Below are 26,492 nucleotides of genomic sequence, written 5' to 3' on the forward strand. Positions count from 1 at the left end.
TCGGGTCTCTCACAGCTTCAGCTCAACGCCATTGCGAGACAATTGAATGAGAGGCCGCGTAAGACGCTGGGCTTCCACACACCCGCTGAGATGTTCAGCGAATGTGTTGCATCGACCGGTTGAATCCGCCGCCTGAAGCAGCCCATCGCACCCTCCACACCCGTCGATACATGAACCGCCTCAAATGAGGCGTCATTCATTTCTCAATGCGGAATTTCCCCGACGGACTTTATTCACGTCCGACGCACTTTATTTGTTGGAATCAGCTCCCTTATTCGACTAATGTTTTGGACTTTTTAAACAATTTTTATGGACTTTTTTGGTGATTCCCTCAGAATGGACGCGTGCATTGGAAACCAGACCCCCTCCTCTACCCCAGCCATTTAAGAGCACGCGTCAAGAGGGGACGAGGCCTGCTCCAGGGCGCCGAGTACCTGCCTTGGCTTTACATACGCGACGTTCCTTCACGCGGCACTTCGTTGGGTGGGCATGGCATCGTTACGGGTCGCCCGCATCAAGGTCTTTCCGATCTGGAGGCCACCTATCTGTACCTTATGGAACGTCGTGAGAGTGTGGTGGACATTCGAGAGCAATGGCCTATCTTGGATTTGGATAGGACTCTAGAGCTCTGTACGGAACTTGAGGTTCGACACATATATAAGAGAGGGTTGCCGGAGCCCTTCACGATCGACTTTCTGATCACGGAACTGACGGCGGACGGAAAGAGCTACCGTGCAGCGAGCGTTAAGACTTCTGAAGATGCGGCCGATCCGTCAAAGAGATTGCGTTTAGAGGTGGAGCACAGATGGTGTCAAGAACGAGGCATACCTTGGACGTTGGTAGATACGTCGCGCTTCAATAAGACACTACTTGAAATCCTGCGCTTCATGCGTGGGTGGTTTCGCCATCGTTTCAATCCGGAAACACAACTTGATCCACGCTTCTTACTTGCTTTCGAGAGCTTCTACAAAAGCAACGAGTTGCTCAGTGAGTTAGTGGCAAGGCTCACCAAGACTCTTCGACTCCCCAATTCGCAGGTGCTGGACATGTTTCGGTACTGTGCTTGGTCAGGTCAAATAGATATCTCGCTTGGTCATCCGTTGGCGCTCAATCGACCACTGTTTTTGAATCAGAAGAAGCGATGACTGATTTTCGTGCGCTACCCAATCAGCCAACCCTTCATGTAGGCTTGGCACTGCATGACTCCGAACGACCAGGTCGGTATCTTCGCCTAACTCATATTTTTGAGGATGGGGTATATGCGATGTGGGTGGGCACACCCGAAGAAGCCAGGTATGCCAAACGACCGATTTTCTATTCTTGGAATCAACTTAGCGCGCTCACCTCACCTACATCGAAATGGGGTCGCATAGTACTTCCACAACAGCTCTCCGTGCCAGCCGAAAGCGGTAGTTCTCAGGCAGGAAAAATTCAATCAGCATGGGTCCAGATCGCGCCTGTAATACAAGCATTTGAAAATAGGACGAACCTATCGAGACATCACTTTACCGCCTTAATTCGAGAGAGAGCTTTAAGCATAGACGTTGCGGAAAAGACGCTGCACCGTCTCATCCTTCGTTACTACTACTTCGGCAGCACAAAAATAGCACTGGTTGCACTGCCTCGCGGCCCCAAGCGCACCACGAGGGGTCGTGAAGAGTCAGGTGAAAAAGACCATGCAAATGGCGAAATTCCGGATAAGGCCAATAATCGCCGCGGCCGGAAAACTATTCTGAGCGATGAACTAGGTCCTAATAATTTTGTTGTCACTCCGGATGATGTCGACGACATGCTCAGATGCTATAAGCAATTGCTCAGAAAGGGGCCAACAAATAAGACCACTGCGCACGAAACCTACTTAAGCACTTTTTTCCAGAAGAGCCACCCTGATACTTATCGCCAGTACATAAAAAAACAGATATCAGAGCCAGTAACCTATCGCCAGTTTTGCTACTACATAAATGGTGAGTTGCAGCTTACGGAAGACTTAGCACGAAATGAGCGCAGGCTTCGTCGTGACCCTGCCAACACCAACTCGCTAGTTTCGGCAGGTCCAGGTGAAATATATGAGATCGATTCTACCGGAGGGCGACTCTACCTAGTCTCCAGCGAAAAAAATCCTGTAGTGGTAGGCAAACCAACCATTTACTTCCTAATTGACCGGTGGAGTAGATTTGTCGTCTCAGCGTACATCTCTTTGCGCGCGCCTTCGTACGAGGAAGTTCGCAATACGCTCTTAATTGCATTTACCTCTCGCGAAAAACGCTTCTCGAGATTGGGCATAGAAGTTTCTGACAATCAATGGCCTATAGGCTGCATTCCAGCCGTTATCTGTCCTGATCGTGGATCCGACTTCATGAGTGGATCTATGTTGCAAAGCGTGGTCGATGATCTGCGCATCGACCTGACGCCACTCCCCCCTCTATGCCCAGACGGCAAAGCAATAGTAGAGAGGCTAATCCGCACTATCAAGCAGCGCATGGCGGCATCGGGGATGAAAGGTGTTTACGCAGACCGTCCCTTAGATCCTCAATCAAGAAGGGCCGCACGTAAGGCTGAAGCTGCTGCAGTGCACACACTTGCGGATGCGTACCGAGCGTTAATCGAAATTGTGAAGGACTACAACAACCGTCCCCATCAAGCCCTCAAGCGTCGAAAAATCCTTACACAACACGGCATCGAACCTACGCCGAAAAATGCGTATGTTTGGGGACTCGAAAACATAACGGGACTTCGGTCTGCACCGTACACGGAAGAAGACTATTACCGACTGTTACTCAGTTCAGATAAAGCGAGTATTTCAGGAGGTGTTCTTCGCTACAAGACTCGTGCATATCATCCCTCTAACGAGGCCGCAATCGACTACATCAGGCGATCGCCCAGAAACAGGCCTTCTCTGGACATCCGACTCGACAAGACGCAGCCAGCGGTAATCATGATAGCGAGCAGACACGGCGAATGGCCGTGTTTCGTGATGGGCGCTGGTGACGCAAGGGACAGCGAAGGAATTTCAATTGACGAGGAGGAGGCCTTCGCGGCTGTCAATGCACGCCTTTGGGCCCGCTCCGACCATGAAAGTCGACGCGTACGGGTTGCCGCAAAGGCGGCCAAGCCTGTCAACAACCGGCATAAGAGCGCCCCCGCCGAACGTTTACCTAATGTTGATATGCAACGAGCTAGGTATCAAGAAACCGCAAAACTCAAAAACAAGTTGCATGCCCAAACACACACAGAGTTCGAAGAGCACACGGCCAGTGCGTCCGTTGGGAAAAGCTGGAGTGAAGTGGAGCGAGAGGAGAAGGCTCGATTGGTAGAACTAGTGAAGCTAAACAGGAGCAAGCGATGAAGGATGTTGAGATATTCCCTGCGGTGTATCACGATACAGGAGTTTCTCGATTTGCAGGCAATCCGTTCATTGAGGCAATGCCGCCTCTGGAGCAAAGCAAAAGTGACTTTCTGACTAACCTCGCGCACTACCCAGCGAAGCCGTCGGCAACGCTTCGCAGGAGTAGCGAGGTCGTTCGACTGATGGAGCTGTCCACCATCAACGACATCGTCTACCCTTTCCCTGAATATCAAAAGGCTGGCTTCACCCTGGCCAAGATGGCCCGCGACACTTATGTAGCGCGCCACCCTTTGACTACGATGGACCGGCAGAGGAGGCACGCCATTGCCACCACCGGAACCAATGGTCTACCAATGCCCGCTGACTGGAAACCTTCGGCTAAAGGCTACTTCATGATGTCTGTTAGCGGGCAAGGCAAGACTACTTTCGCAGCTGCAGCTTTGCTGAGATACAAGCAGGTTATTTGCCACTCGAATTATCACGGAGCTGATCTGAAATGCCATCAGGTCGTATACGTTCTTCTCAGAGTGCCTCACGACGCAACACTCAAGTCGTTGTGCCTGCAATTCTTCAACGAGATCGACCGACTGCTAGGAACCGACTATTCGCGGAAGGCGGCAGCGCTACGCAATATTGCGCCCATGGTCGACTTGATGAACAAAGTCGCAACAGCTGTCTCCTTGGGCTTTATTGTCGTTGATGAAGTTCAGAATTTGCGCAGCGCGCGCGCCCAAAATGCGGAGCTTGTACTAAACCTATTCAGTGAAATCATTGAGCGGCTCGGCATTAGCTTGTTGGCGCTTGCAACACCAGCGGTCCAAGCTGTCGTAGAAGGAGCGGTACGAAACACCCGCAAACTCGCTTCCTTCGGGAGCTTGGTAATTGAGCCGATGGCAAGGAATAGCCCTCAGTGGGAAGAATTCTGCGATACGTATTGGGACTATACGTTTGTCAAGACAAAGACAAAGCTGACGAAAGAAATCCTTGATGCTTGGTACACGGCCTCAGCGGGAAATACGGCCTTCGCGGCGCTCGCGTTCACACTATCTCAGCACAATGAGATTGGCGGGCGCGAAATTATCGACGCTACTGCGTTTCAGCGAACCGCGGCGACTGACATGGCATTTCTTGGACCGGCAATTGCAGCCTTGCTCAGCAAGAACCCTGCAAAGCTTCGAATGTTTGACGATCTGCTGTTCAGTCCTAGGTACAAAGCTATGCGCGCCCTGCTTGGGGCAGAGGAGCCTGCTCGACCCAAAGGGGTAAAAAACGATGAGTTTGACGATGTACACGAAGAGAGCGTGCCCCCCAGTCCCGCTGCGACAAAGAACAAAAAAAGGGCCTCGCCTCGGCCGGTTGACCTCCCCTTAGAGGATCCGCTGGCCCGCTGAGACTACTTGCTGATTGACTGGAGTTAGCAAACGTGCACCGCGCTCGCCTCGCTTCAACAACTATCTGCTACACGCCTGAGCTGCTCCATGACGAACTGCTGTATTCATGGCTGTGCAGGTTAGCAATCTTGAATGCGTGGGGAACGGGCCGAGACGCAGTGAGGAAAATTTTTGGTGGCAGGACGGTTACACCCAGCCTTACCCTTCCCACTCACTTCGATGCCATGAACGAGCGATACGCGGGGGCGCTGCCACACGACTCTTTCGCCGCTCTTATGGAAGCCAGTACGCTGCTACCGTATCACAGGCCGTTCTTGGATCACGAGCGCTATGCACAACTAATGGAGGACTCGCGCTCAAGTAACTCCCTTGACTTGAAACTGCGGCTTGGTCTCGTTGCAAACCGGTTCGGAATCAACACGCCACACCGCTTTTGCCCCGCATGTGTAGCCGAAGATATTGAGATGAACGGCTGCCACTACTGGCATCGGCAGCACCATCTACCCGGAGTGAACTGCTGCGTCCGCCATTCTCTGCAGTTGCAACAACAAAGTGTCCCAAAGGAAGGCCTATTTGGCCAACCCCTAATGTATCCAGGCCTTCCTAGCGGCGAGGAATGCATAACCCCTGAATGTGGTTTTCAATTCCGATTTGCGCAACTATCAGCGGATCTCCTGCTGGCAGCACTACCGCCGATAAACAATGCCGATCGCTCCAACGTATATCGAAACCGCCTGTCGGCAAAAGGCTTTCAGTCGAGCCGTCGAAGCCTCGACTACCAATTAGTTGCAACTGAGGTGAGGCACTACTTTGCCGACTTCGCTAACTTTCAGCATCAATCACGACTGCTGCAGACCGCCAGAAGTCCTTTGCGCTGGATTGAAGATCTGGTTGAGCGTCCTGACCGCTCATTGCATCCGATATGCCACCTGCTGATGATTGATTTTTTATTTGGCTCCATAGCAGAGTTCAGCTTGGCAGTTGACGCAGAGCGGTCTTCACGCGAAGCGACACGAGGAAGTGCGCACGCGATTCCTCGTGGTGAGACAAAGAAATCCCTACAAGTACCAGGCCTTGAAATAGAACATCTCCTACGCAACCCGTCATTGTCCTGCCGTCAGATAGCTCAACAAACGGGCAAGAGTGTCGGCACCATCGTCAAGTATCGTAGACAGCGAAAAATCGAAGTGAAAGAGCGTCGTAAATTCGTCGGCGCCCAAACTCGAACTTCGATAGGGCACGACTTGTTGTCAGGTTTGGAATTGCAGTCTATTGCCCTTCGTAATGGGGTTTCCGTGCAAACTATATATCGGGAATTAGCGTACGAGAAGGGCACCAAACTGCACCGCCAACGTTCACTTTTCATGGCACAACGAACGTCTCGGCGTGACCGGTGGATGGGAGTGTTAAAAACGCCTGGCGTTGAGGGAATCTCCAAAGCAAGGTCTCTGGGCTTTTCTGACTATGCTTGGCTCTATCGACATGATCGCAGTTGGCTACTTACTTCCAATGCGCAATATCGCAAATCGGTGAGCACGCGTGGTACGGTGAATTGGCCGGCCCGAGATCAGGAGCTCTGCTCGAAAGTTCTCACTAGGATGATCTTGCTATTAAGGGCTGAACCACCCATGCGAATCTCAGTAGCTCGGCTTTGCTCAGGGCTGGGGCAATCCTCTCAATGGCGCCGCGACAAACTACCCCACTTTAAGGCGCTCTTATCACGTTTTTCGGAGACACCTGAGTCGTTCAGAATTCGGAGGGTTAACTTCGCAATCGATTTTTTAGTGCAACGAGAGTCCGACATTAAATTATGGAAAATTCAGCGTGCTGCAGGCCTTCGTATATGGCCTGCGGACCTTATCGCGTACGCTCAACGACGAATCAACGAGCACACCTAAAGGTCTTGGGCACCAACTAACTCTCTAAGCCCCTTCATGGTATTCCTGCCATACGTTCCCACCCCTTACCCAGACGAAGTTCTGTGCTCGGTTCTCACAAGATTTGTAGTTCACAATGGTGAGAGTGTTTTTCGAAAAATATCAAATTCTGTAGCCCACCTCAGTCCCAATCTTTCAATTTATCAGGCAAGCCCGCCTCATCCTGCAGTCGTAGCATTCATCACCGATCAAATGGGGCTACCAGGAAATGAAGTCACCGATAGGTTAACTACAAGTCAATTCTTTCGAGTATTCAACACGGCTCACAAGAGACCGCTGAACCTAGAGACAGCGGGGTATGGAACACGAAGTGGGAGACTTCGGTCCCTTGGATTCATTCCTTGCAATCACCAACCCGCTGTGCGTTTCTGTCCATCCTGTCTTGATGAGGACTTCAAAAAATACGGTGAGCCCTATCTTCATCGAATTCATCAGATGCAGCCCGCATTGACATGCACAGTTCATGAAGAATGGTTAAGAATTTCATGCCCCAAGTGCAAAATGCTTGTTGTGCCAATTAACAGAATGGTACTTCGACCTATGCCCATCGTCTGCGAATGCGGCGCGGATCTACGGTCATTGCCGGTCAGAAAATCGCCAGTAAGCAGTGCCTTCAAGCGATTGAGTAAATTTTGTGCGGATTCAATTTTTTCTAAAAATTCACTGTGGTCGCACGCTCAAGTCAAGTCCGCCGCCAGCGAAGCTCTTGGACTATCGCCGCATGACTTCTCCACAGGATATATCAAATCTCTTATCAAAGTTTACGGTAAGCCAATCAGCATTTCTCCTCACAAATTCGTTATCGCGCCGCCGAGCAGCGACTGCCATCTCAGACTCAATCTGGATTTGGGGAGGTTTAAAGCTGAGGACTTTGCATCCCTCTTCACTGCCGCTGGACTAACCTTCGACGAATCCGCACTATTAATTTCAAAAAATAGAACTGTCGGCATTCACATCAAGCAAAGGAGTCCGAAGTACGTCTACGGTTTGAAGCACGCCGAAGAAGTCCTCCTGAACTTTTCAAAAGCATACCCAGGCGAGGTGGCTACGAAATTCCAGAGATCTCACCCTCGACTCTACTGGCTCCTGAGGATCCATCATCCAGATTCGATTAAAAGATGGTGTCCAAAGTTGAAAACACTGCCGCCGATTGAGAGCGATAGAAAGAAGTTAGGTCGACTATTAAAAAAAAATGGAGATTTTAAAAAAATATTCGCCAGTGCATCGCGCCCCCTCTTTAGAGCAATTATAAGGGACCAGAACTGGCTGATAAGCACCGCAAAATTAAGCCCATCAGATTTTACAGCCCCCCACTCAAACCGATCACCAAACTTACATCAGCAAAAATCCCTGCCTCCAAAAATTTGAGCACTCCCACCAACAGAAAAAAAGAACATAAAAATCCAAAAATAGATGACATTGAAAGAGACCTCGTATTCGCATTAATGAAGGCGATTCGCATAGAACGGCGCCCTCATAAGATCACCAGATCAAGACTTTCTCAACTATCATCAAGAGGAGTTTCTTCAATTACCAGAGCAACCCCACCCGGCAGTAGGCTGCACACGATGATAAGCAAAATCAACGCCGACAAAGATCGTAGATTGGCACTGTGGGCAGCACAAGCGTTAGCTCTTGCAGAGACAAATATGACGCCTACAACAGTTCTGCTAGCGGCAGGGCTCAACACGACTTCCCGTAACAGGGAACACGCGCGCTCTGCAATCGATTTGCTTTCAAGCGGATTAAGTCGTCAAGCAATTCGTGAATCTTTTAACACAGACCCAGAGCAGATAGCCCGATTACACCGCCTCAACCGAGTCGACTTAAAACCTCTGAATTAATACAAGCGACATCTTCTAGTCAAATATCGCGAATAATCATCTGACTAAAATCCTTCAACTGCTCTGCGGAGGCGGCTTGCCGCCGATGCTGATATTCCGCCCCCGACGAACCCGACCTCCTCAGCGCCTAGAACTTCGAGGGGGCCACGACGGCATTTACAGCACCATCAAACACATAAATTATGACGACAGGGCGTAATTCACTCGTCGGCTGAACCTAAAAAGTGAGACATCAATTAAGTGATGCAGCAAAAGTGACTAAATTGACGATTACCCACAGGACCAACCGTTTTAAAAGCAATTGTCTTAGTGGCCATACAGGAGGCATGTGACGGCAGAGGTATATTGCTGCGGAAGCTAGATGCACTTGACCACAAAGTACACTGCAAGGTGACCATGCGTTCCGTGTCTACTTGACCAGACCAGGGTATGGTGCCGGTTAAAGTTGCTGGGTATAAAAATGGTTCCTGTGCTCCGGCCAACATCAGATCTACCACGAGATGTGGCGTAAGCCTACTGGCGTTCGCTACGAGCATGCGGGAGATACTGGCGGACAATACGCCACGCAACTCGTGCCCACCCAATCACATGATTTCTAAGCCCCCAGAGTCCATGGAGCCTAAAACTAAGCTCAAGGCGCTCCTCCATAGGATTCATACCCAGGTTGACACAACGTTCTCTGGACTGGGGGTCATTGTGTGGGATGGCGTGTCTACGATACCAATCCTCCCTATGCGAAGTGAACAGCCAAGGGGCATCCATGACAAAACCACATTTGAAGTCTTGATGAATATCTCGCGGGAGGGGAGCCCTTTTCACGATGGATTTCACGTCGTTGACACAGCTCTTGCGCTCATCCAGGTGTCAGTCTATTTTTCACCCGCGATTTCCGCGCAAGTGGAGACTCCTGCGAACGGACTGAGGTTCGGTGGGCGCTACCTTGCAGCTGCCTTCGGGTCTTGCCTTGAGGGCGTGATTTGCACGGGAGTTGTGTCGAAGCAATATGGCCCGATAGTTTTTGAGCACGGAAAGGTGGCGTGATGTTTAGCCTTCTTCCGATGACAAAAGTGATTTCGATGCTAGCTGGACTGTATGCGCTGCTGGCTTTTCTTGTGGCGCTTGGAATGGAACGGCTAGGTATTGAGGTCAGCTTCCTTCGCGTGTTTAGCGGTGCGGTAGTGATCGATCTCGGACTACTGTTCTTCGTCTACGTTGGTTGGCGCTGGATATGGGAAAAAGTGCCCCGTCTCAATCAATGGCTCTATCCCGATCTCAACGGAACCTGGGCTGCATCCATTGACTGGGTAAAGGATGGAAAAACTGGTCTTGCACTGGGTACCGTGTCGATCAAACAGAATTTTTTCACGCTTTCTATTGAGATGGATGCCCCACGATCTGAGTCGCGCACCATAGCGCTTTCAGTCAAGAAAGATCCGGAATCCGCGCGGCCCTTGCTCCACTACATCTACGAGGTGAGGGAAAAGTATCAATCGCCCGGGCAGAACATGGTTTACCAGGGAGCCGCGTCTTTGGTCGTCGATGTCGCCACCTATGATCGCCTCAGCGGCAACTATTTCACCAGTCGTGAATCCGGCGGTCATTTCGAGTTCCGACGCACGCTGTAAAAACGATCACCAATATGGAGCCGTTTGGAGGGGGGCAATCTTTGATTGGTCGGCGATTTGAATTGAGGCCTACATGTCGGAGACGCATGTCAATTCTGCCCCCATACCGACTCCGCACCAGTTAGAAACTCGGCCGACGATCAAGAAGACCATCGGTTTAGAAACCCCCTGCGCGATGTCCTGCCAGTGCTTGAGGTCGACGCCTGATGGCAAGGGGGCGTCTTCAGGGTGCGTGTGCCATTCGCCGACGTAGTCTATTGTCTCGCCGCTTTCTTTCCAACGACGCCGCGACACCCGCTGGTGATGTGTGGCATGACGGAAGAATCCGAAACGCCGCTGAACATCTGCCGCCGTCGGGAAGGTAGCTTCTGTCACGTGGGTGTGGGGGCCGCGGCGGTAGCCCATCAGAATGCCGCCAGCCTCGGGTGCGGACGCCGTCAGCTGCCTGAGGCCCAATAGCCGCTCCAATAATTGCGGCTCAATGAGCAGCATCGCGCCATTACGGCCGAATGGCAGTGGCTTGAGCATCACGAGGCCCGCAAGCGGGGCAGGCAGCCAATCGAGAGACGTCCTGATTTTTGACGCCGTAGACGTTCGCATTGGCCATCGCGCTGGTTCGGAATCGCGGGCTTGCCCGTCCGTATTGAAGCCAGTCGACTACAACTTCCAAGCACAGCGCCGCCGCAGCCATCGGTGCGCTGACCGCGTACGGCGTGAAGCCATTGCAGCCCAGTTGTTTGCGCGTGGGCAGCTCTTTCAGGACCGGGAAGCGCTCCTGCCGATAGTGATTGTGCTCAGCCTGCAACAGGCATCGGAAGCATCCGAGGCGGCGCCCCTCTGCCCAGAAAGTCTGGACGCATTCCCCGTTCCCCCGGATCCGTACGTGGAGCACCGGTACTTCAGTGCCTTTGTCCAGGCGCATGGCGTTGATCATCTCGCTCACAATCTCCTCGCCAGTTGCATCAATCACCAGATCCGCATCGAAGAGGTCTGGGAGTCCCTTGACACTGCGGACGCGGGCCCGGATTTTTGCGAATGGGAACTGTCGCTTGAGCTCTTCGGCCAATGCTTCGGCTTTGCTCTTGAAGAGCGCAGGGTAGCCCAGCACATGCCGGCCAAGGTTCTCCGGCTTCATGTCATCGTAGTCCACAAGGTCCAGACATCCTGCACCCGTGCCGGCGCCCAGCCGCACGAGACCCGGTGCAACATGCGAGCCGATGGCACCGCAGCCGACTACGGTGATCTTCTTTCCTTTCAGGTCGGGGAACGTCAGATTGCGGCTGTGGACGAAGTCCGGGCCGAACTCGGTGATCGCCAGCCTACTGATCTTGCTCGTTCCCCCTCTCGTGTGGAGAAATTGGCGATAGAGCCTAGGCTTCCTGGCAGCGCCAAGCCGATGTAGCGGATCCAGATCAAAACCGAACCCTAGCCACCCCAGCGGTGTGTGGATGGCGAACGTTGCGATGGAGTACTTGAGATACTGTGTCTCGCGTTCGAGCACGCGTTGAAGTTGCTGGTACAGCCGGTGATCCCATGCCTGGAGCCACGCGAATAGCTCTTTGATGGTCGCCGGGATTGCTTTCGGTACCGCAGGCCGCGTCTGAGTTGCGAACAGCCAGCACGGACACTTCGTCTCTTTGGGAGGCTGGGCCCCTAACGCCAAGGCAAGCGCTTCGACTTCCTCCTTGTTGTCGGCGACAACGGCGTGCGAAGCACCTGCAATGTCCAAGAACCAGTAGTTCGACGACTGGGTCGTTCGGTCAACGTTCCCGATCAGCACCGAATAGACGGCGGAGGATTCGCCGTGCGACCAGTGCTGCAGGAATTCGTCCTGGATGTCGTCGTGCCTGAAATCAGGGTCATGCCGGATGCGATCCAGCACGAGTTGCGCCTGGTCCAGGCACTGCGCAATCGATTCTGCCGGATCGAACCGGTCCAACACCACTGCGCCAGAGGCAAAGTAGCACAGACCTCCCGATGCATACACGTGCGGCGATAGGGGCGGCAGGACATCGAGGTGATCGAGGATCCTGATCGAGGGGTAGGTCAGAAAGTCCCAGTCGGTGACGCTGAGCCTGACCTTGATCGGCCCGCCCTTACACGGAAGTGCTCCATCGAATGACCGCGTGCCTCGCCGATAGCCGCTGGGCGTGAAGCCGCGCGACCTCAGCAGCCGGAGCGCCTCGCCAAGGAGCGATGCCGCAGCCTCCGGCATTGCTCAGCCTGCGCTTGTCGAATTCACTACTGGGCGAGATACCCGATCTGCGCCGACCAGCCGGACGACGTCGTCGCCGCTGTCCGGCTCAACCAGGTCCGTCCGGTAGGGCACGCGGCTGCCCAACTGTGCTCGGAGGATATCGATCGCGTCACCGGCCAAGTGCGATGCTTTCATTCTGGCTGCCTGGATCTGGGAAGCCAGTGTTGCAGCAAGGGTCGATGCGTGTTGGCGGCCATTGGCATCCAGGCGCTTGTTGAAATCTTCCTTGCCTTCTGCGATAGCGGGCTCGTGCACGTTGCCCTTCAGCGCGATCGACAACGCCCGTGCGGATCTCTCAAGCGCCACGTCGTCGCGCCCACGCTTGGGTTCGAAGGCTTGCGCCACGGCGATCATGATGCACACTGAAGTGGGGCCGTCGCCGGCCTTCCAGTGCAGGTCACGCCAGGCCTTCAGGTAACGGCACACGCGCTGCAGTTGCTCGGTGTGCTCCTCGACACGGTCAAGGAACCACCGAGATACCTCTTCGGGGTCCGACGGTTTCCATTCGCCCGAGCGCGTCGCCATCATGATGTCGACCATGTCCTCCCACTGCTGCAGGGTGAAATCCTCTTCTGCAAATTCTGCGGCGAGCGCTTCACGTGCGTCCGATTTCGCGGCCGCATCGAACACGCGTTTCTCGACGATTTGCGCAAACTGTGCTTCCGGCGCCGCGTACAACGGGATATCGATATGCGCCCAGGCATTTATCTGCACCCGAATGCATGTGTCCTTGCCGCTGTACAGCTTCCAGCCCTTTTCTTTGCAAAGATCCTTCAAGAGGCCTTCGACCAGTTTGAAGTAGAGCTGGGCCATGGCGTGCGGAGGCCCACTTTCCTCCCACACAGACACTGGCAGGTAGACACCGAAGTCCCAGTCCATTTCCTGGGGCGGATGCCAGGCTGGCTGCACGCAGGTTTGGTACGACCACGAGCCTTGTGTCCGGAAACGCGGGGTGACGGCCTTGTCCATGCCCAGCGCCTTGATCGTCGCTTCTCGGATTCGTGGCCTCAAGTGATCGCGGATCTCGTTCTTGGCTTCAACCAGCACCCGGCGCTGGTCCTTGGTAGGTTCGATACTGTTGATGAACACTTCTTCGGCAGTAGCGAAGAGCAGGCGGTTGAGTTTGAGCATGTTTCTTGGGCCTCAGGTGCGTGCGTTCTCGCCGTGGAAGAAGATCGGTTTGGAGGGCGAATGCTCCAAAAAGGTTTGGAATTCCGGCTTGCTGATGCAAACTTTGGAGCGTTGGGTAGCTGCGCTCAGCAGAACTTCGCGGGCGTTTTTGTCTGCAATGTCCAATGCAACAGCACGGGCACGTTCGTCGTGAAGTTCGTCGTCTACATGGCAGTAGTGTTTTCCCAGGCGGTGCGTCAGCATGAAATCGCTCAAGACCTCCTGCGCCGAAATGGAGAGGCCGAAGAGACGCCGGGACATCTTGATCGGCCACCCGCCGCCCCAGTCTCGGACCCCACCTTGCCGGTCTTGTCTGGGGTCCACAGTGAAGCGCGACGACATCGTGCCGACCGCCATCAGGCGGACGTTGTCGATGTCCTGGCCGAAGAACTTGTGGGCCTCATGCAAACCAAGGAGCCCGGGGGCATTGGCGTATAAGCCGCCATCGACATACTGGCTGTTGTTGAAGCAGTGTCTTGGGAAGTACGCCGGGGCTGCGCTGGTGGCCATCGCGACGTCTACGATGGTGAAATGGCGATCCCGCTTGAAATCGACATGATGCGGCGTCTTGAAAACTACCGGTTCACCGGTAGAGTAATTCAGACTCGGGATGATGACAGGGTGTTTGCATGCACCCAAGAGCCGGTCGCCAAATAGCTTGGAGTCAGACAGTAGCTTCTTCAGCGGCTCCGGTGAATAAGGCGACCGCCAGAATCCGAAGAGTGACCAGCGCTTGTCGAAAATCTCCTCCCCGTGGTCGACAAACAGGTCTACGATATCTTGCGCCGGAATCTCAAGGGCAAGTGCCAACGCCAGGATCCCACCGATTGAAGTACCTGTGATCAGATCGAAACGCGATGCAAGCGGCGCTTCGATCTCTTTCTCGACATCCGCTATGACTTTTGCGGTGTACAGCCCTCGGAAGCCTCCACCAGAGAGGGCGAGAATCTGAAAGGGCTTGCGCACATTGTGGGGCATTGGGGATAACTGGTTGTTTCTAGCACTCCGCGATGGCGAGTGCTATGAAACACTATATATGGGTATCAACCAGTGTCAATACACTACCAGTAGCGCAGTATAAACATACAGCCTGCTTTTAAATACAGCTTAATTGCGCCTTGGCTGATCGCTTTCTGCCGCGCTGCGCCACTGGCGTCTACCCTCCCCAAGGTACACATCCAGCGCGCGGTATTTCATCGGCCCTCCTTCACTTCCGAATTCTGGTCACCCACGATTCCAATGGATGGCGCTCCCAGCTGCCGTTCCAGCGGACTCAGCAAGGTGCGCTCCCCCCCTTTGGATTCGAACGATGCAGCAGCCGTCTTGGGCATCAGAACCAGCTCAAGGCCCAGCTCGGACGCCAGCGCCATGGCATTGCTGATGCGCGGGGAGACTTTGCCATCGAGGATCTGCCGCACGGCCAGTGGCGTGAGCCCCGTGTTGGTTGCCAGCGCCGCCAGGGTCACCCCCTGCTCTTGCTTGGCGGCTGACAGTGCAGCAGCGAACTGACCAACGGTTTTCATAAGTAAACTAAAGAAAAAACAACGAATCTTTAGATAAGTATAGCCATCTATCGCTCGCGATGAATACTAGACTATAGAATGAGCCCTAAAAATTCAGTTAACTATAGATTCTGTAAAGCGATGCATTACGACGCCGTCCTCATCCCCATGGACAAGCCCCGTATCCAGCTCCTGGAGCCTTGTATTGCAACGCCCGAGCCTTGAATGGAATCCAGCCCAGGCTGTACTTGCTGGACTGAGGTTGCCCCTGAAAACTGGAGTTTTTACCTCAGCCCGATGCAGTACGAGCAGCGCTGGTACGAGGCACAGCGTAAAAAGGCCGCGTGAACCGTGGGTTATTGACCAGGCCTTTGTGCATTTGAAATTATCTGTACCGCCCTCAACTCAGATTCATGCAAGCAACCGACATGAGATCGCTGAGCCGCGAAGCGCGGCACGAGCGCCGCGTGCAGGTCATCCGACTGCGTAAAGCCGGTAATACCTACGACGAGATTGCAGCGCTCACGGGTCTGAGCCGCACGGGCGTCTTCAACATCTGCAGGCGCCATGCGGCACACGGCGCCAAGGCTCTGCACGACACCATTGGCGGACGCAAGTTCGGAGAAAACCGCTTGCTCGATGCCGACCAGGAGGCCCTGGTGCGAAAGCTCATTGCCGACAAGACGCCAGATCAGCTCAAGATGCCCTATGCGCTGTGGACCCGCGCGGCAGTGGCCCAACTCATTGAGCAGCGCTTTGGCATCCGGCTGCAAGTGCGCACCATGGGCAAGTACCTGGCCCGCTGGGGCTTCACACCACAAAAGCCTATGAAGAAGGCTTACGAGCAGTCGCCAGCGGCGGTCAAGAAATGGCTCGATGAGGACTACCCGGTCATCGCCGCACGCGCCAAGGCTGAAGGAGCCGAGATTCACTGGGGCGACGAGAGCGGGCTGCGCAGCGACGACGTGCGCGGCAGGAGCTTCGCGCCCAAGGGCCAGACACCGGTGGTGCGGGTCAACAACAAGCGCCATGGCCTGTCGGTGATCTCCACCGTGACCAACAAGGGCCAGATGCGCTGGAGCAGCTTTGACGGGGCGCTCAACACCACGATTCTGATCGACTTCCTGCGCCGACTGATCAAGGGCCAGAGCAGGAAGCTGTTCCTGATCCTGGACAACCTGCGGGTGCACCACGCCAAGCCGGTCAAGGCCAGGCTGGCAGAGCACGCTGACGCCATCGAGGTGTTCTACCTACCGAGCTACAGCCCGGAGTTGAACCCCGATGAGATGGCCAATGCAGACATCAAACAGGCGGTGACCAAGCTGGCCCCGGCGCGCACGAAGATGCAGTTGGTGAAGGCCACGGCCAAACACTTGCGCAGCGTGCAACGTCAGCCCGAGCGCATTCGAAAGTACTTCGACCACGCCCCGGTTCGCTACGCTGCTTGAGTCAAGTTCACAGGGGGCGGATCAATAAGAGCTACACGAAACAGGGGCAAGGTCAGTTCTGTCATGTGCGCCAGCCAGATCTCGCGAACAAGCGTCCAGGGAAGTAGTTGGATTCACCTGGTGACTGGTGCAGCCAGCTAGCAGTTGCTGATGGCCTTGATTTGGATCGCCGCAATCAGCCTGAAACTGAATAAGCAATTCTGGGTTAATTTTCACCGGCTATGGTTTGCGTGTAAATCAACAACTAGCCTGCCTGCTGGGTGCCAGCACCCCTTTTTCATCAAGCTTTGCACGCGCTGCCGATATCTCAATGAATCTGGCGCTTTCTCCTCACGTCCCCTGTGCCGACGGGAATTGCACCACCAGCAGGCGGCGACGATGTTGGGCGCTACATCGCGGCCTTGCTGTTGGCGCGCAGTGAGATGCTCTGCAGTGCACCGAAGGAACTTACGCCACCGTGTGGGCGCGCTTGATTGCGAAAGTTCAGGAAGCGTGGGCTCAATCATTTTTAGCCCGCAGTAAAAGCAGCAGCCCTGTTGGGCGATCGCGGACTGGATACGGAGTTTGGCCAGCTTGTTCATTTGGCAGCAGGGGTAGTGTTGAAGCTACTCCCGTTGCCGATATCCGGACAGGTCGGGCGCCGGGGCATCGCACCACTCGGCTATGCGCCAGGTAACCCGGACGCGGCCGGGTTCGCGTTAGCCCGGACAACCAATAATTTATATCGCTGCGTCCAGTCGGCGCAAGTACCGGCTGTTGCACGCATGCGTCATGCTGACTCAACAGGTAACTCGACTTGCTGCGCCGGATCCTTCGCCCTGTGCACAAACAGCTCCACCGGTGGCACCTTGATCAGCGACTCTGCCCGTTCGATGGTGCCGTGCAGCCAAGTGTCCCAGTCCCCCTTTTCCAGCGGAACCACCGTACGTTTGTCCTGCATGTCCGGCGCGCGCTTGGGGTCAGGCCTGTGCATCAGGTTGAGCACCGGCACTTCATCGCAGTTCTGCGAGATCATGGTTTCTCAACAGCAGTAACTGTTACCGGCACTTATCACCAGCGCGCTGCGACCACCAATTCGCAAACGCAAGAAGGTCGGCGTGATGCGAATCCGTGTGTACCAACAGGTCGCCCGCGTTGGGCGACCCGGTAATCCCACGCAAAATCAATGCGCGATGGATCGCGGCATCGACGCCCACGAAGTACGGCAAGTAGTCGTCGACGAAGGCGATCGGCTTTAGGGAGTTGAGCGTGTCGGCCTTAGGGCTCGCGGCCGTTGCCACGTTGTCGGTGGCGTGGACCAGGTGAATCGGGAATCCGTGCAGTCTCAGGTTGTGCTCGCGAGCTGCCCTGAATTCCGCAGGCAAGGCCGTGACGCATACCAGTTCGTAGCCCGCCGCGGCGAGCTTGTGGCACGCCTCAATCGCTCCTGGAACCGGCGGGATCGATGACCAGAACTCGTTGTCGAAGGCCCGCCGAAGCAGATCAAGCCTATCCCCTTCAACTCGCTCCACTTCCCATCTGTCGATGGGCCAGTAGGCGAGCGGATCGCGCTCGCCAGGGTACGTGCCGAACGCCTTCTGCCAAGCGCTGGCATAGGCCAAGCCGTAGTCCAGGAGGACTCCGTCAGCGTCAAGCGCGATGATTCCTTTGGTCATCAGGAAGTTTCGCACAGCAGAGCACGCCTGCACGCGCGGGTTGGGGGGCTCCCTTGTTGTCGGGACTGCTAAGCGGCAACAGTTACGTGTGCCTTCGAGAGGATGTGTTTGCCTCGCGGTGCCCCAGAACTGACGATGCAATGAGACCAACGGCGCCACCAACGATGGCCATGTTGGCGATGTTGAATGCCGGCCAGTGCCAGCCGTGCAGGTGGAAGTCCAGATAGTCAATCACGGACCCGCGCACAGCCCGGTCGAAGGCATTGCCCAGGGCGCCGCCCAGGATGAGGCTATAAGCCAAGCCCTCGAGGCTGCGCACCGGCTTGGCGAGCAGCCAAGCGAGCCAGGCCGACGCGCCCAGGGCGATGGCCAGGAAGAACCAGCGTTGCCATCCGCCGGTGCCGGCCAGGAAGCTGAAGGCCGCGCCGGGGTTCAGTACGTGGACCAGGCTGAAGAACGGTGCGACCTCGCGCGACCAGCCGAGCAGGGTGGTCAGATGAATCCAGGTCTTGGCAGTCTGGTCTGCGGCAAAGACTACAAGCGCAAGGCAATACCAGCGAGCTGGTCGGTTGACATACTTCATCGTTCTTGTTGGTTAGACCAGATCGCAGGGCCGTGGTTGGATTCAGCGCGTTGCCGCACCGTGCTCGGCCGTGAGTGCTATTGACGCGGACAGAATTTCAGCGAGTTCCGGTCTCACAGCATTGGCGCGAAGGCACTGACCGTGGCCCGGCCAGGGTTGCCAAGCGGCAGCCTGCCCGAGAGGTGGCCAAGCGGCACCAGCAGGATCCTAAACAGCTGGCCCGCGGCTTCCCGCACGTCACGCTCACGCGCGGCCAGGGCCAGCATGTACCAATGACTCCGCAGATGAAGCCAGAAGCGCTCTTGGCCAAGCACGTGCGCGGCCTCCAGGACCTTCCACCGGTCAGGTCCTCGGGATCTCGCCCGCTCCACGAGGTGAGCAAATGCTGCCCCGCGCTGCCGATCGTCTATGGCTGTCAGGTTCGTCATTTGAGACTCAGGATGCGCCGGGCACCGTTCAAGACGATCAGACCCACCACGGTGCCGATGACCAGATCAGGGTAGTTGGATCCGGTCATGGCCACCAGGAAGCCAGCCAGGATCACGCCCGCATTGGCGATCACGTCGTTGGCCGAGAAGATGTAGCTTGCCTTCATGTGCGCACCGGCATCCCGCTTCTTGGATATCAAGACCAGGCAGATGACGTTGGCGATCAGGGCCACCAGGCCCATCCCCATCATCAGGCCCGAGACAGGTTCGCTCCCGGCGATGAAGCGTCGAACGACCTCGCTGAGTGCCATGAGCGCAAGCGCCAGTTGCAACCAGCCCGCCGTGTGAGCCGCACGCGTCTTAAGGGCAGCTGCTCGGCCGACGGCAAACAGGGACAGCCCATACACCGCAGCGTCGGCGAACATGTCGAGCGAGTCGGCGATGAGCCCGGTCGATTGAGCGATGAAGCCCATCACGATCTCGATCACGAACATGGCCGCATTGATCGAGAGCAGTATCCATAGCAGCCTGGCCTCGGCCGCATTGTCAGGCGGGTCGATTTCATCGTCGTCACCCATGACCGCGTCCGATTCCAGCAGCTTGGCGCCCAGACCCAACGGCTCCAGGCGTTGCAGGACCTGCGCCACCGGAGCGCCATGCACTGCGGTCAGCTTGCGGTTGGCCAAGTCGAAGGACAGGGATTTCACCCCGGGAACGTCTTGCAGGGCCAACTTGATCATGTTCTCTTCCGATGGGCAATCCATCTTCGGGACATGGAAGGTGCTCTTGAAGCTGCCGGCGGCGCTATCGTCTACCGCGGCCGAATGCACCAGCTTCGCGCCCAAGCCCAGCGGTTCGAGACGCTGCAACACCTCGGCGACCGGCGCGCGATGCACGGCCACCAGCTTTCGGCCCGGCAGGTCGAAGGTGAGCGACTGCACGCCTTCGACGCTTTGCAAGGCCATCTTGATCATGTTCTCCTCGGACGGGCAATCCATCTTCGGAACGGCAAAGGTACTTTCGAATTTTGTGGTGGCGCTCATGGGTATTCCTCGGACTGCATAATTGGAAACCCTCTAGCAACTACAAAGTCAAGCCCGCTGCAAGGGCGGCTCATCCATGAAGATCGGCGACCTGGCCAAGGCCACCAATACGCTTCCCGAAACGGTCCGCTTCTACGAGCGCGAGGGACTGCTGCCGTCCCCCGCCCGGACCGAGGGGAACTACCGCAGCTACACGGCTGAGCACGCCCAGCGGCTCGCCTTCATTCGGCACTGCCGCAGCCTGGACATGACGCTGGCTGAGATCCGCACGCTGCTGCACTTCAAAGACGCTCCTTCCGAGAATTGCGGCGTCGTGGATGAGCTGATTGCAAGTCACATCGAGCAGGTCGTGGTCCGCATCCGGGAGCTGAAGGCGTTGGAAGCCGAATTGCGCTCACTGCACCGCAGCTGCTCGGTTGGCCGTGCCGCGGTCAACTGCGGCATCCTGGGTGGACTTGAGCGCGCGGCCAAGCAGAATTCAAAGAATGTGCGCTCGTTACCACTCGGTTCTTGACGCAGCGCGGCTGCGCGAATTCTTTCGAGCCATCCGCGACAGCGGCTTGGATGTTCTCGATCGAGATGTCTTTCCAGGACGCTTTGCGCCCATCGTGAGGCGCCCGCCCGAGCTCGAATCGGGCGACGAGGCGGTTCCTGAGCGCGAGGCCGTTGTCGCGCGGTTCGGCCTGATCCCTTTCTGGGCCACCGATATGCGCAAGGTGAAGCTGACGTACAACGCCCGCTCCGAAACAGTTGCCACCGCGAGGCCGTTCCAGGCCGCTTGGAAGAAGGCCCAGCACTGCATTGTCCCGGCTGAGGCCATCTACGAGCCAGACTGGCGCTCGAACGTGCACGTGCCCACACGTATCAGCGCGGCCGACGGCAGCCCCTTGGCGATCGCCGGGCTATGGAACACTTGGCATTCGCCTGCAGGAGAGCGCGTTCATACCTTCACGCTCATGACGGTCAACGCCGACTCCCATCCCGTCATGTGCAACTATCACCGCCCAGGCGAAGAGAAGCGTATGGTCGTCCTGCTGGACGAATCCCAGTACGACGCCTGGCTGGACGCGCCCGCCGAAGGCTCGATGGACTTCATGCAGGCTTGTCCGCCTGAGCGCCTGGCAGCCACCGGCGAGCCGGTCGAGCGAGCGCCGGCTAAGGCCGTTCCTCAAACAGCTTCCCTATTCGACTAGCGTGTCGGTGCCCCGGGCACGAAGCTCACGACCTTCGCGTGGCCGGTCGCATGCAGAATCCTGACCTCCTGCCGCAGCGCTTCGTTCACCGAGGCCATGGCCTGAAGCTGCTTGCGCAGGTCCAAGTTCTCGGCGCGCAAATCACGGGCAGTCTCCTGTTCGCGTTTGAGCGCCGCCTTGAGGCTGTCCTCGCTTGCGCCGGGCTCTCGGCCGCTCAGGCGGCGAACCTCCTTCGCGACATCCGGGTAGCGGTTGTGAATCAACGCTGGAGTGACGCCGACCTCGACCGCTAGGGCTGTGATCGTCGGAACGGCCTCGGCACGCTGCAGGCGTGCCAGAGCCTCCCACAGATCGGCGGTCGTTGTGTCTCGATTGCGCCCGCGAACCTCTTCGGGCGCCTGGCGTCGGTCCCATCTGGCTTTCATAGCGGTTCGATCCCCGGCCCCAGCTGCTTCAAGACGTCTTCGACCCGGTGGAGGTCTCGTTGCACGCGCTGGACCGCTGCCGGTCCCAACTCGCGGGCCTCCACTTGGAGCTCCAGTTGGTGGGCGTGTATTGCCTGCCACGCGATCCGCTGGGAACTGTCGATCACAGAGTCATTGCAGGCGCCGCACCGCCACGGCTCATACAGACCGGCCCCGCCACAGCCATCATCCTGGGCCAAGCAGTACGAATGGCCGGTGCTGCGGATATTGATCCAATCGGCCGTCTCCTCGATGAGAGTTTCGCGGCTAGGGAAGTCGTGGGCCCGCATGCTCACGATTCGCTGGCCGGCGCGCCCCGCCAGGGGCGTATCCGCGTGGAGCCAGCCTTCGATCAGCTCGACTTTTCGGGCACTGATCTCCGTGAACAGGTCTTCAAACAGCGCGTCATCTTGCATAGGGTTCGCCGCATACAGCTGCGTCATCTCGATGCTCGAGTGTTTGAACTGCTCCTTGAGGAAGAGGACATTTCCCAGGCGATGCCGCACGAAGGTCCAGGCGTACGCCCGGCGCAGTTGGTGAGGCGAGAGGCGCCAATCAACGCCGGCGTAGGCGGCAAAGCCTTTCATCCGGCCGGCCCAATGCAGGCCGGACACGGTCCGGATCTGCGGTGTCGGGCCTGAATTGCTCAGGAACGTTTGCCCAGTCGATGCGCTTGCTGCTGGGGGTCAGGTTCGACTGCTCGAAGTAGGGCCACAGCTCCCACACGTCGTCGCGGTAACGGCTCAGGACTTGGGTGGCGCCGGCCGGGCCCGGCGCAGAGCTGACGACCAGGTCAGCTGGCGCGCCGTCAGGGGCGGTTGCCGGGGCCATCGATGGTTGTGCGTGGCTAGGCAAGTGCGCCTCCCGAGATGCGGTACCGACTCCAGAATTTCAGAGGCTTGCTGCGGGCGGCCTCTCTGGACTGGGTCACCAGTTCCTCATCGAATTTGTCCATGGTGAACAGGTCAATTTGAGTGCGTATGAGCGTGAAGTATTCAGCCCATTCGCGGGACCTCGTGTTCCTGCTCTCGGCTTCCAGGAACCAGTAGAAGCTGAAGAGGCGGTGCAGGTCTTCACTGGTGCCGACCACGGTGTAGCTGCGACAGCTGAAGCAGCTCAAGAAATACGAGCAGCGCTGGTACGAGGCACAGCGTAAAAAGGCCGCGTGAATCGTGGGTTAAGAACTACACGAAACAGGGGCAAGGTCACTCGGGCCTGGACCGGTGCCTGCGCCGCCATGGGGCGGGCAACCTCAACGCCCTCAAGCCCCAGGAGCCACAGCCTGTGCACAAGGCGTTCAAGAGCTACGAGCCTGGCTATGTGCACATGGACGTGAAGTACCTGCCCCAGATGCAGGACGAATCGCAACGGCGCTACCTGTTTGTGGCCATCGACCGGGCCACGCGATGGGTGTTCGTACAACTCAAGGCCAACAAGACAGCCGCCAGTGCACGGGCCTTTCTGAGGGCATTGCACAAGGCCTGTCCGATCAGGATCACCAAGCTGCTGACCGACAACGGCAAGGAGTTCACGGACCGCCTGTTTGCCAGCAGGGAGCGCGAGCCCAGCGGCAACCATGAGTTCGACCAGTTGTGCCAAGAACTGAGTATCGAACACCGGTTGACCAAGCCCAGAACACCGAGAACCAATGGCATGGTCGAACGATTCAATGGCCGCATTGCCGATGTGCTCAAGACCCACCGGTTCAACAGCCGCGAGGACATGGAGCAGACCTTGCTGCGCTATGTGGTTTTGTACAACCACCAGCTGCCGCAGTCAGCACTCAAGAGCAAGACGCCGATGCAAGCCATGAAGGATTGGTATCAGGAGCACCCGCACCTGTTCCACAAGCGACCCTATGATCGTCCGGGATGCGACACATAGCAGTTTATGTTGGTTGCATCACAGCCCATTCATCCGATTCAAGATGGGTTGGCCGGACGCATACAGTTGATGGAGATGCGGTCTCCGAACTGAATGGTAAATCGGGTCAGGGCAGCTTTCCAATCCCGGATGGGCATGGTGAACCGCCCCGGGGCGGTTCACACCCACCGGGCTACTCATAACGGCGCACTGTGCATAACGACTCAAAACGGTCGCTCAAACGAATAAAAATTCAGGGGACTTCTCGGTCAGATTTCCGCAGATTGCCGCCGAAACACCGTTGCACCTGCCAATGGGCTTCGGTTCGAGGCTCGACGGCGTCTAGATCAACCGGGTCGATTCACCATAGAGCGTAGGGCGGCACTTCAATGTCAATATCTTGTTGAGTGCCACGCGACCCCGTTTTCGTCCATCGTGACTTCTATGGTGGCCTGTGCGATGAGAAAGTTTATGCAAGCAACTGCCTCACCTGTTGCCAGGCTCAGTTGCTGCGCATCCTGTTCTCCGATGGAGCGATGAAAGAGTGCAGCGAACGTATCGATGATCCGTTGAGGCCCGGTAGTCAATGTCTGACGTAACCGATTCAGTGCACTATTTTGGCCTGACCTGAGCGAGTCAAGGCGTTCATGCAGTCCATAAAAGGGCTCGTTGTGAGAGGGGAGTACCAACACATCGTTGGGAACATCCCTCATTAGTTTGTCGAGCCCTTCGTACCACTCCTTCAGCGGATTGGCCTGTGGCTCGCTGGCGAACACCGAAACATTCGACGAAATCTTCGGTAGCACCTGGTCGCCGGAGATCAGCAGTTTCAAGTCGGGGCAGTACAGAGAGGCATGTTCTGGTGAGTGGCCGCCGGTGGTGATGATCCGCCAGCCATATTTACCCAACTGGACGTGGTCGCCGTCCTGCAACCGTCGGTAGCTGTCAGGCAGAGCGTGGATATGTTTACCAAAGCTGCCGAAGCGACTGCGGTAGCTTTCAATGGCTGCCTCCGACCAGCCGGCGCATCTATTGAAGAGCACGCCGTCGGGCGGGGCTTCGCGGTTCGTGTCGGCATGCATCACGCGGCAGGTCAGGTACTCCAGCCGGCTCATGTGCAGCGGCACACCAAAGCGACGCGTGAACCAACCAGCCAAGCCGATGTGGTCTGGGTGCATGTGTGTGGCGAAAACGCCTTGGAGTGGCCGTGCCAGCGGCCCGTGCGCCATGAGGGCCAGCCAGTCGGCCACGGTGTCGGGGTTATTCAGGCCGGTATCTACCAGCACCCAGCCATCATGGGTATCTATGGCCCATACATTGATGTGGTCGAGTCGGAATGGCATCGACAGTCGGATCCAGCGTACGCCCGGGGCGATCTCGACCCAGTGTCGTGACGATGGTGGCTTGAATGGATAAATAAGTGGATTGGCTGCGAGTTCAATCATTGCTATCGTTTCATGAGGTAAGCGACGGTATAGCCACTAGGTGCATCAGACCAATGGCTTTTTAGAATTTCACTGCTTGTTGTCAACCAGCAAGGGTGCGTCAATGGGCATATCTTCTTGGATTACCCACTCGACTGAGTCGAGCCTCAGGCGGGTCAATTGCCTGAACACTTCGATCAAATCGCTTTGCGTGGCGTAGTGAGAAGCCCCTGGCGTTAGCACCGCGCGCAAGGTTGCAGTTTCCCGATGCTGCTTTTTTTCAACGATGATCTGGGCACGTTCTATAGCCGGGATCCGGATGATCAGCTCTTCCACGTTGCGTGGATAGATGAAAATTTCGCGTACTTTGACACCTTGGCCCACTCGGCCTTGCAACAAACTGATTCGTTCGACGAGACCATCCGGGGAATGGGCCAGCGCTTGCGCCACATCGCCTGTGCCAAAGCGGACCAGAGGCCAACCGCTGTCCAGCGTGGTGACCACTATCTGGCCGGGTTCGCCCGGCGGAAGGGGTGCGCCGGTGTGCGGGTCGCAGATCTGGACGAGCCGGTCAGGCTGGACCGTGTAGCCCAGTTGTCCTAGTTCCTCGTAAGCAATCAGCCCGAAGTCGCCGGTGGCATAAGCCGAGAACGTGCGGATTGCGTATTTCTGCTCCAATGCGCGGCGCTTGCCCATCCAGTCACCCAGTTCGCCGCCCAGCATTGCGGAGCGGACCTTCCATTGAGAAGGCAGGTCGTAGCCCATGCGCTCAAGCGTTTCGACCAAGGTCACGAAGAAGGAGGTGGAGGAGCAAATGCAGGTGATGCCCAGTTCCATGATGAGCTGCGCTTGTTGCTCGGCGCCGCCGGGCCCGCAGGGAATGAGCGTCGCCCCGGTGGCAGCAATGCCCGCATCTAGCAATAGGCCGGCTGGAACAAGATGGTAGGACCAGGTGTTGAGTACACGGTCACCGGGGCCGATTCCCGCCTGCCTGAACACATGCGAGAAGCCCTTGCCAGTGTCTTCGTCGAAAGAATGGGGTTCATAGACGGGGCCTGGGGAGACATAAATGCGGCGGATAGATGTGTCGTCGGCAGCGAGAAACCCACCGAATGGCGGTGACTGGCGCTGCTTATCAAGCAGTGAATCCTTACTTGTGACGGCGAGCCGTGCAAGGTCGGCAGGGCCTTGGAGATCCTGCGGCGTCATCATTGCAAGCTGATAGACCGCGCGGATGGCCGGGGCGCGGTCGTAGGCGAATTGCTGCGAAGCACGCAGTAGTCTGAATCGATCGGTGGTGGGTAACGTATGCATGGCGT

The 26,492-nt window shown here is 56.6% G+C and carries 26 protein-coding genes and 3 pseudogenes; 13 read left to right on the forward strand and 16 right to left on the reverse strand.

Features of this window, described 5'->3' with window-relative positions; all coding sequences use genetic code 11:
• The 9 genes and pseudogenes from AvAM_RS14415 to AvAM_RS14445 all read left to right on the forward strand — a co-directional run.
• Window positions 1–123, forward strand: a pseudogene (locus AvAM_RS14415) (IS30 family transposase); the annotation flags it as partial.
• 431 nt (window positions 124–554) lie between these two features.
• Window positions 555–1,145: a TnsA endonuclease N-terminal domain-containing protein gene (locus tag AvAM_RS14420; protein WP_082564904.1), complete on the forward strand. Its 591-nt coding sequence runs from the start codon at window positions 555–557 to the stop codon at window positions 1,143–1,145.
• On the forward strand, window positions 1,142–3,346 hold the full coding sequence (locus tag AvAM_RS14425) for a DDE-type integrase/transposase/recombinase (protein WP_082564903.1): 2,205 nt from the start codon (window positions 1,142–1,144) through the stop codon (window positions 3,344–3,346). The genes AvAM_RS14420 and AvAM_RS14425 overlap by 4 nt, the downstream gene beginning before the upstream one ends.
• Entirely contained in the window at window positions 3,343–4,737 is a 1,395-nt protein-coding gene (locus AvAM_RS14430) for an ATP-binding protein (RefSeq protein ID WP_056642864.1), read from the forward strand. Before AvAM_RS14425 ends, AvAM_RS14430 begins: the two co-directional genes overlap by 4 nt.
• A gap of 32 nt (window positions 4,738–4,769) precedes the next feature.
• Window positions 4,770–6,635 (forward strand): TnsD family Tn7-like transposition protein, encoded by a 1,866-nt coding sequence (locus tag AvAM_RS14435; RefSeq protein ID WP_082564902.1) that lies wholly within the window; start codon window positions 4,770–4,772, stop codon window positions 6,633–6,635.
• Window positions 6,636–6,671: 36 nt separating this feature from the next.
• Window positions 6,672–7,130: pseudogene (locus AvAM_RS26150) on the forward strand (TniQ family protein); the annotation flags it as partial.
• Between the two features lie 84 nt (window positions 7,131–7,214).
• A complete protein-coding gene (locus tag AvAM_RS25915; RefSeq protein ID WP_249368150.1) occupies window positions 7,215–8,042 on the forward strand; it encodes a hypothetical protein in 828 nt (275 codons plus the stop codon).
• Window positions 8,039–8,518 carry a hypothetical protein gene (locus AvAM_RS25685; protein WP_171012235.1) on the forward strand — a complete coding sequence of 160 codons (480 nt, stop codon included), beginning with the start codon at window positions 8,039–8,041 and terminating at the stop codon, window positions 8,516–8,518. The genes AvAM_RS25915 and AvAM_RS25685 overlap by 4 nt, the downstream gene beginning before the upstream one ends.
• A gap of 1,040 nt (window positions 8,519–9,558) precedes the next feature.
• Window positions 9,559–10,143 (forward strand): hypothetical protein, encoded by a 585-nt coding sequence (locus AvAM_RS14445; protein WP_056642858.1) that lies wholly within the window; start codon window positions 9,559–9,561, stop codon window positions 10,141–10,143.
• A gap of 69 nt (window positions 10,144–10,212) precedes the next feature.
• Here the strand turns inward: AvAM_RS14445 and AvAM_RS14450 are convergent, their stop codons facing one another.
• The 5 genes from AvAM_RS14450 to AvAM_RS14470 all read right to left on the reverse strand — a co-directional run bounded on the left by AvAM_RS14450 (window position 10,213) and on the right by AvAM_RS14470 (window position 15,093).
• Window positions 10,213–10,671 carry a Mov34/MPN/PAD-1 family protein gene (locus tag AvAM_RS14450; protein ID WP_158276489.1) on the reverse strand — a complete coding sequence of 153 codons (459 nt, stop codon included), beginning with the start codon at window positions 10,669–10,671 and terminating at the stop codon, window positions 10,213–10,215.
• A complete protein-coding gene (locus AvAM_RS14455; protein WP_056642852.1) occupies window positions 10,643–12,358 on the reverse strand; it encodes a ThiF family adenylyltransferase in 1,716 nt (571 codons plus the stop codon). Before AvAM_RS14455 ends, AvAM_RS14450 begins: the two co-directional genes overlap by 29 nt.
• Before the next feature lie 3 nt (window positions 12,359–12,361).
• On the reverse strand, window positions 12,362–13,531 hold the full coding sequence (locus tag AvAM_RS14460; protein ID WP_056642848.1) for a cyclic GMP-AMP synthase DncV-like nucleotidyltransferase: 1,170 nt from the start codon (window positions 13,529–13,531) through the stop codon (window positions 12,362–12,364).
• 12 nt (window positions 13,532–13,543) lie between these two features.
• A complete protein-coding gene (locus AvAM_RS14465; protein WP_056642845.1) occupies window positions 13,544–14,548 on the reverse strand; it encodes a CBASS cGAMP-activated phospholipase in 1,005 nt (334 codons plus the stop codon).
• Window positions 14,549–14,763: 215 nt separating this feature from the next.
• Window positions 14,764–15,093, reverse strand: coding sequence for a helix-turn-helix transcriptional regulator (locus AvAM_RS14470; protein WP_056642842.1), 330 nt, complete (start codon window positions 15,091–15,093; stop codon window positions 14,764–14,766).
• A 392-nt stretch (window positions 15,094–15,485) separates the two neighbouring features.
• On the opposite strand from AvAM_RS14470, the gene AvAM_RS14475 reads away from it, so the two are divergent.
• Complete coding sequence (locus AvAM_RS14475) at window positions 15,486–16,520, forward strand: IS630 family transposase (protein ID WP_056642839.1); 1,035 nt, start codon at window positions 15,486–15,488, stop codon at window positions 16,518–16,520.
• A 212-nt stretch (window positions 16,521–16,732) separates the two neighbouring features.
• Here AvAM_RS14475 and AvAM_RS26155 read toward each other — a convergent pair whose 3' ends face one another.
• From AvAM_RS26155 to AvAM_RS14505, 6 genes are all read right to left on the reverse strand, one after another.
• Window positions 16,733–17,101, reverse strand: coding sequence for an HNH endonuclease (locus AvAM_RS26155; protein WP_082564900.1), 369 nt, complete (start codon window positions 17,099–17,101; stop codon window positions 16,733–16,735).
• Between the two features lie 188 nt (window positions 17,102–17,289).
• The gene (locus tag AvAM_RS14485) at window positions 17,290–17,535 is read right to left on the reverse strand and encodes a hypothetical protein (protein ID WP_199227788.1); all 246 of its coding nucleotides are present in this window, start codon (window positions 17,533–17,535) and stop codon (window positions 17,290–17,292) included.
• 22 nt (window positions 17,536–17,557) lie between these two features.
• On the reverse strand, window positions 17,558–18,175 hold the full coding sequence (locus AvAM_RS14490) for a hypothetical protein (protein WP_020228492.1): 618 nt from the start codon (window positions 18,173–18,175) through the stop codon (window positions 17,558–17,560).
• An 82-nt stretch (window positions 18,176–18,257) separates the two neighbouring features.
• On the reverse strand, window positions 18,258–18,758 hold the full coding sequence (gene lspA, locus AvAM_RS14495; RefSeq protein WP_137747719.1) for a signal peptidase II: 501 nt from the start codon (window positions 18,756–18,758) through the stop codon (window positions 18,258–18,260).
• Window positions 18,759–18,871: 113 nt separating this feature from the next.
• Window positions 18,872–19,186, reverse strand: a complete 315-nt coding sequence (locus tag AvAM_RS14500; RefSeq protein WP_020228494.1) for a DUF3703 domain-containing protein — start codon at window positions 19,184–19,186, stop codon at window positions 18,872–18,874.
• Window positions 19,183–20,229: a cation transporter gene (locus tag AvAM_RS14505; RefSeq protein ID WP_056642836.1), complete on the reverse strand. Its 1,047-nt coding sequence runs from the start codon at window positions 20,227–20,229 to the stop codon at window positions 19,183–19,185. The genes AvAM_RS14500 and AvAM_RS14505 overlap by 4 nt, the downstream gene beginning before the upstream one ends.
• 76 nt (window positions 20,230–20,305) lie before the next feature.
• Here AvAM_RS14505 and cadR point away from each other — a divergent pair, with 76 nt between their 5' ends.
• Both cadR and AvAM_RS14515 read left to right on the forward strand, forming a co-directional pair.
• On the forward strand, window positions 20,306–20,743 hold the full coding sequence (gene cadR / locus AvAM_RS14510; protein WP_020228496.1) for a Cd(II)/Pb(II)-responsive transcriptional regulator: 438 nt from the start codon (window positions 20,306–20,308) through the stop codon (window positions 20,741–20,743).
• Window positions 20,715–21,422 carry an SOS response-associated peptidase gene (locus tag AvAM_RS14515; protein ID WP_082564899.1) on the forward strand — a complete coding sequence of 236 codons (708 nt, stop codon included), beginning with the start codon at window positions 20,715–20,717 and terminating at the stop codon, window positions 21,420–21,422. The genes cadR and AvAM_RS14515 overlap by 29 nt, the downstream gene beginning before the upstream one ends.
• On the opposite strand, the gene AvAM_RS14520 is transcribed toward AvAM_RS14515, so the two are convergent.
• From AvAM_RS14520 to AvAM_RS14530, 3 genes are all read right to left on the reverse strand, one after another.
• Window positions 21,419–21,847, reverse strand: coding sequence for a hypothetical protein (locus AvAM_RS14520; RefSeq protein ID WP_020228498.1), 429 nt, complete (start codon window positions 21,845–21,847; stop codon window positions 21,419–21,421). The two genes, AvAM_RS14515 and AvAM_RS14520, sit on opposite strands and share 4 nt — an antisense overlap.
• Window positions 21,844–22,500, reverse strand: coding sequence for a tyrosine-type recombinase/integrase (locus AvAM_RS14525; protein WP_108499779.1), 657 nt, complete (start codon window positions 22,498–22,500; stop codon window positions 21,844–21,846). Before AvAM_RS14525 ends, AvAM_RS14520 begins: the two co-directional genes overlap by 4 nt.
• Window positions 22,501–22,733: 233 nt before the next feature.
• On the reverse strand, window positions 22,734–22,976 hold the full coding sequence (locus AvAM_RS14530) for a hypothetical protein (protein WP_056642833.1): 243 nt from the start codon (window positions 22,974–22,976) through the stop codon (window positions 22,734–22,736).
• Between the two features lie 119 nt (window positions 22,977–23,095).
• Between AvAM_RS14530 and AvAM_RS14535 the strand changes: the two are divergent.
• Window positions 23,096–23,770, forward strand: a pseudogene (locus AvAM_RS14535) (DDE-type integrase/transposase/recombinase); the annotation flags it as partial.
• 371 nt (window positions 23,771–24,141) lie between these two features.
• Here AvAM_RS14535 and AvAM_RS14540 read toward each other — a convergent pair.
• Together AvAM_RS14540 and AvAM_RS14545 are read right to left on the reverse strand one after the other, a co-directional pair.
• Entirely contained in the window at window positions 24,142–25,194 is a 1,053-nt protein-coding gene (locus AvAM_RS14540; protein WP_056642830.1) for an MBL fold metallo-hydrolase, read from the reverse strand.
• Window positions 25,195–25,263: 69 nt separating this feature from the next.
• Entirely contained in the window at window positions 25,264–26,487 is a 1,224-nt protein-coding gene (locus AvAM_RS14545; RefSeq protein ID WP_056642827.1) for a phenylacetate--CoA ligase family protein, read from the reverse strand.
• Window positions 26,488–26,492 lie beyond the last annotated feature (5 nt).

Origin of the sequence: Acidovorax sp. NB1, from assembly GCF_005405905.1 — a bacterium.
Lineage (GTDB): Bacteria > Pseudomonadota > Gammaproteobacteria > Burkholderiales > Burkholderiaceae_C > Acidovorax.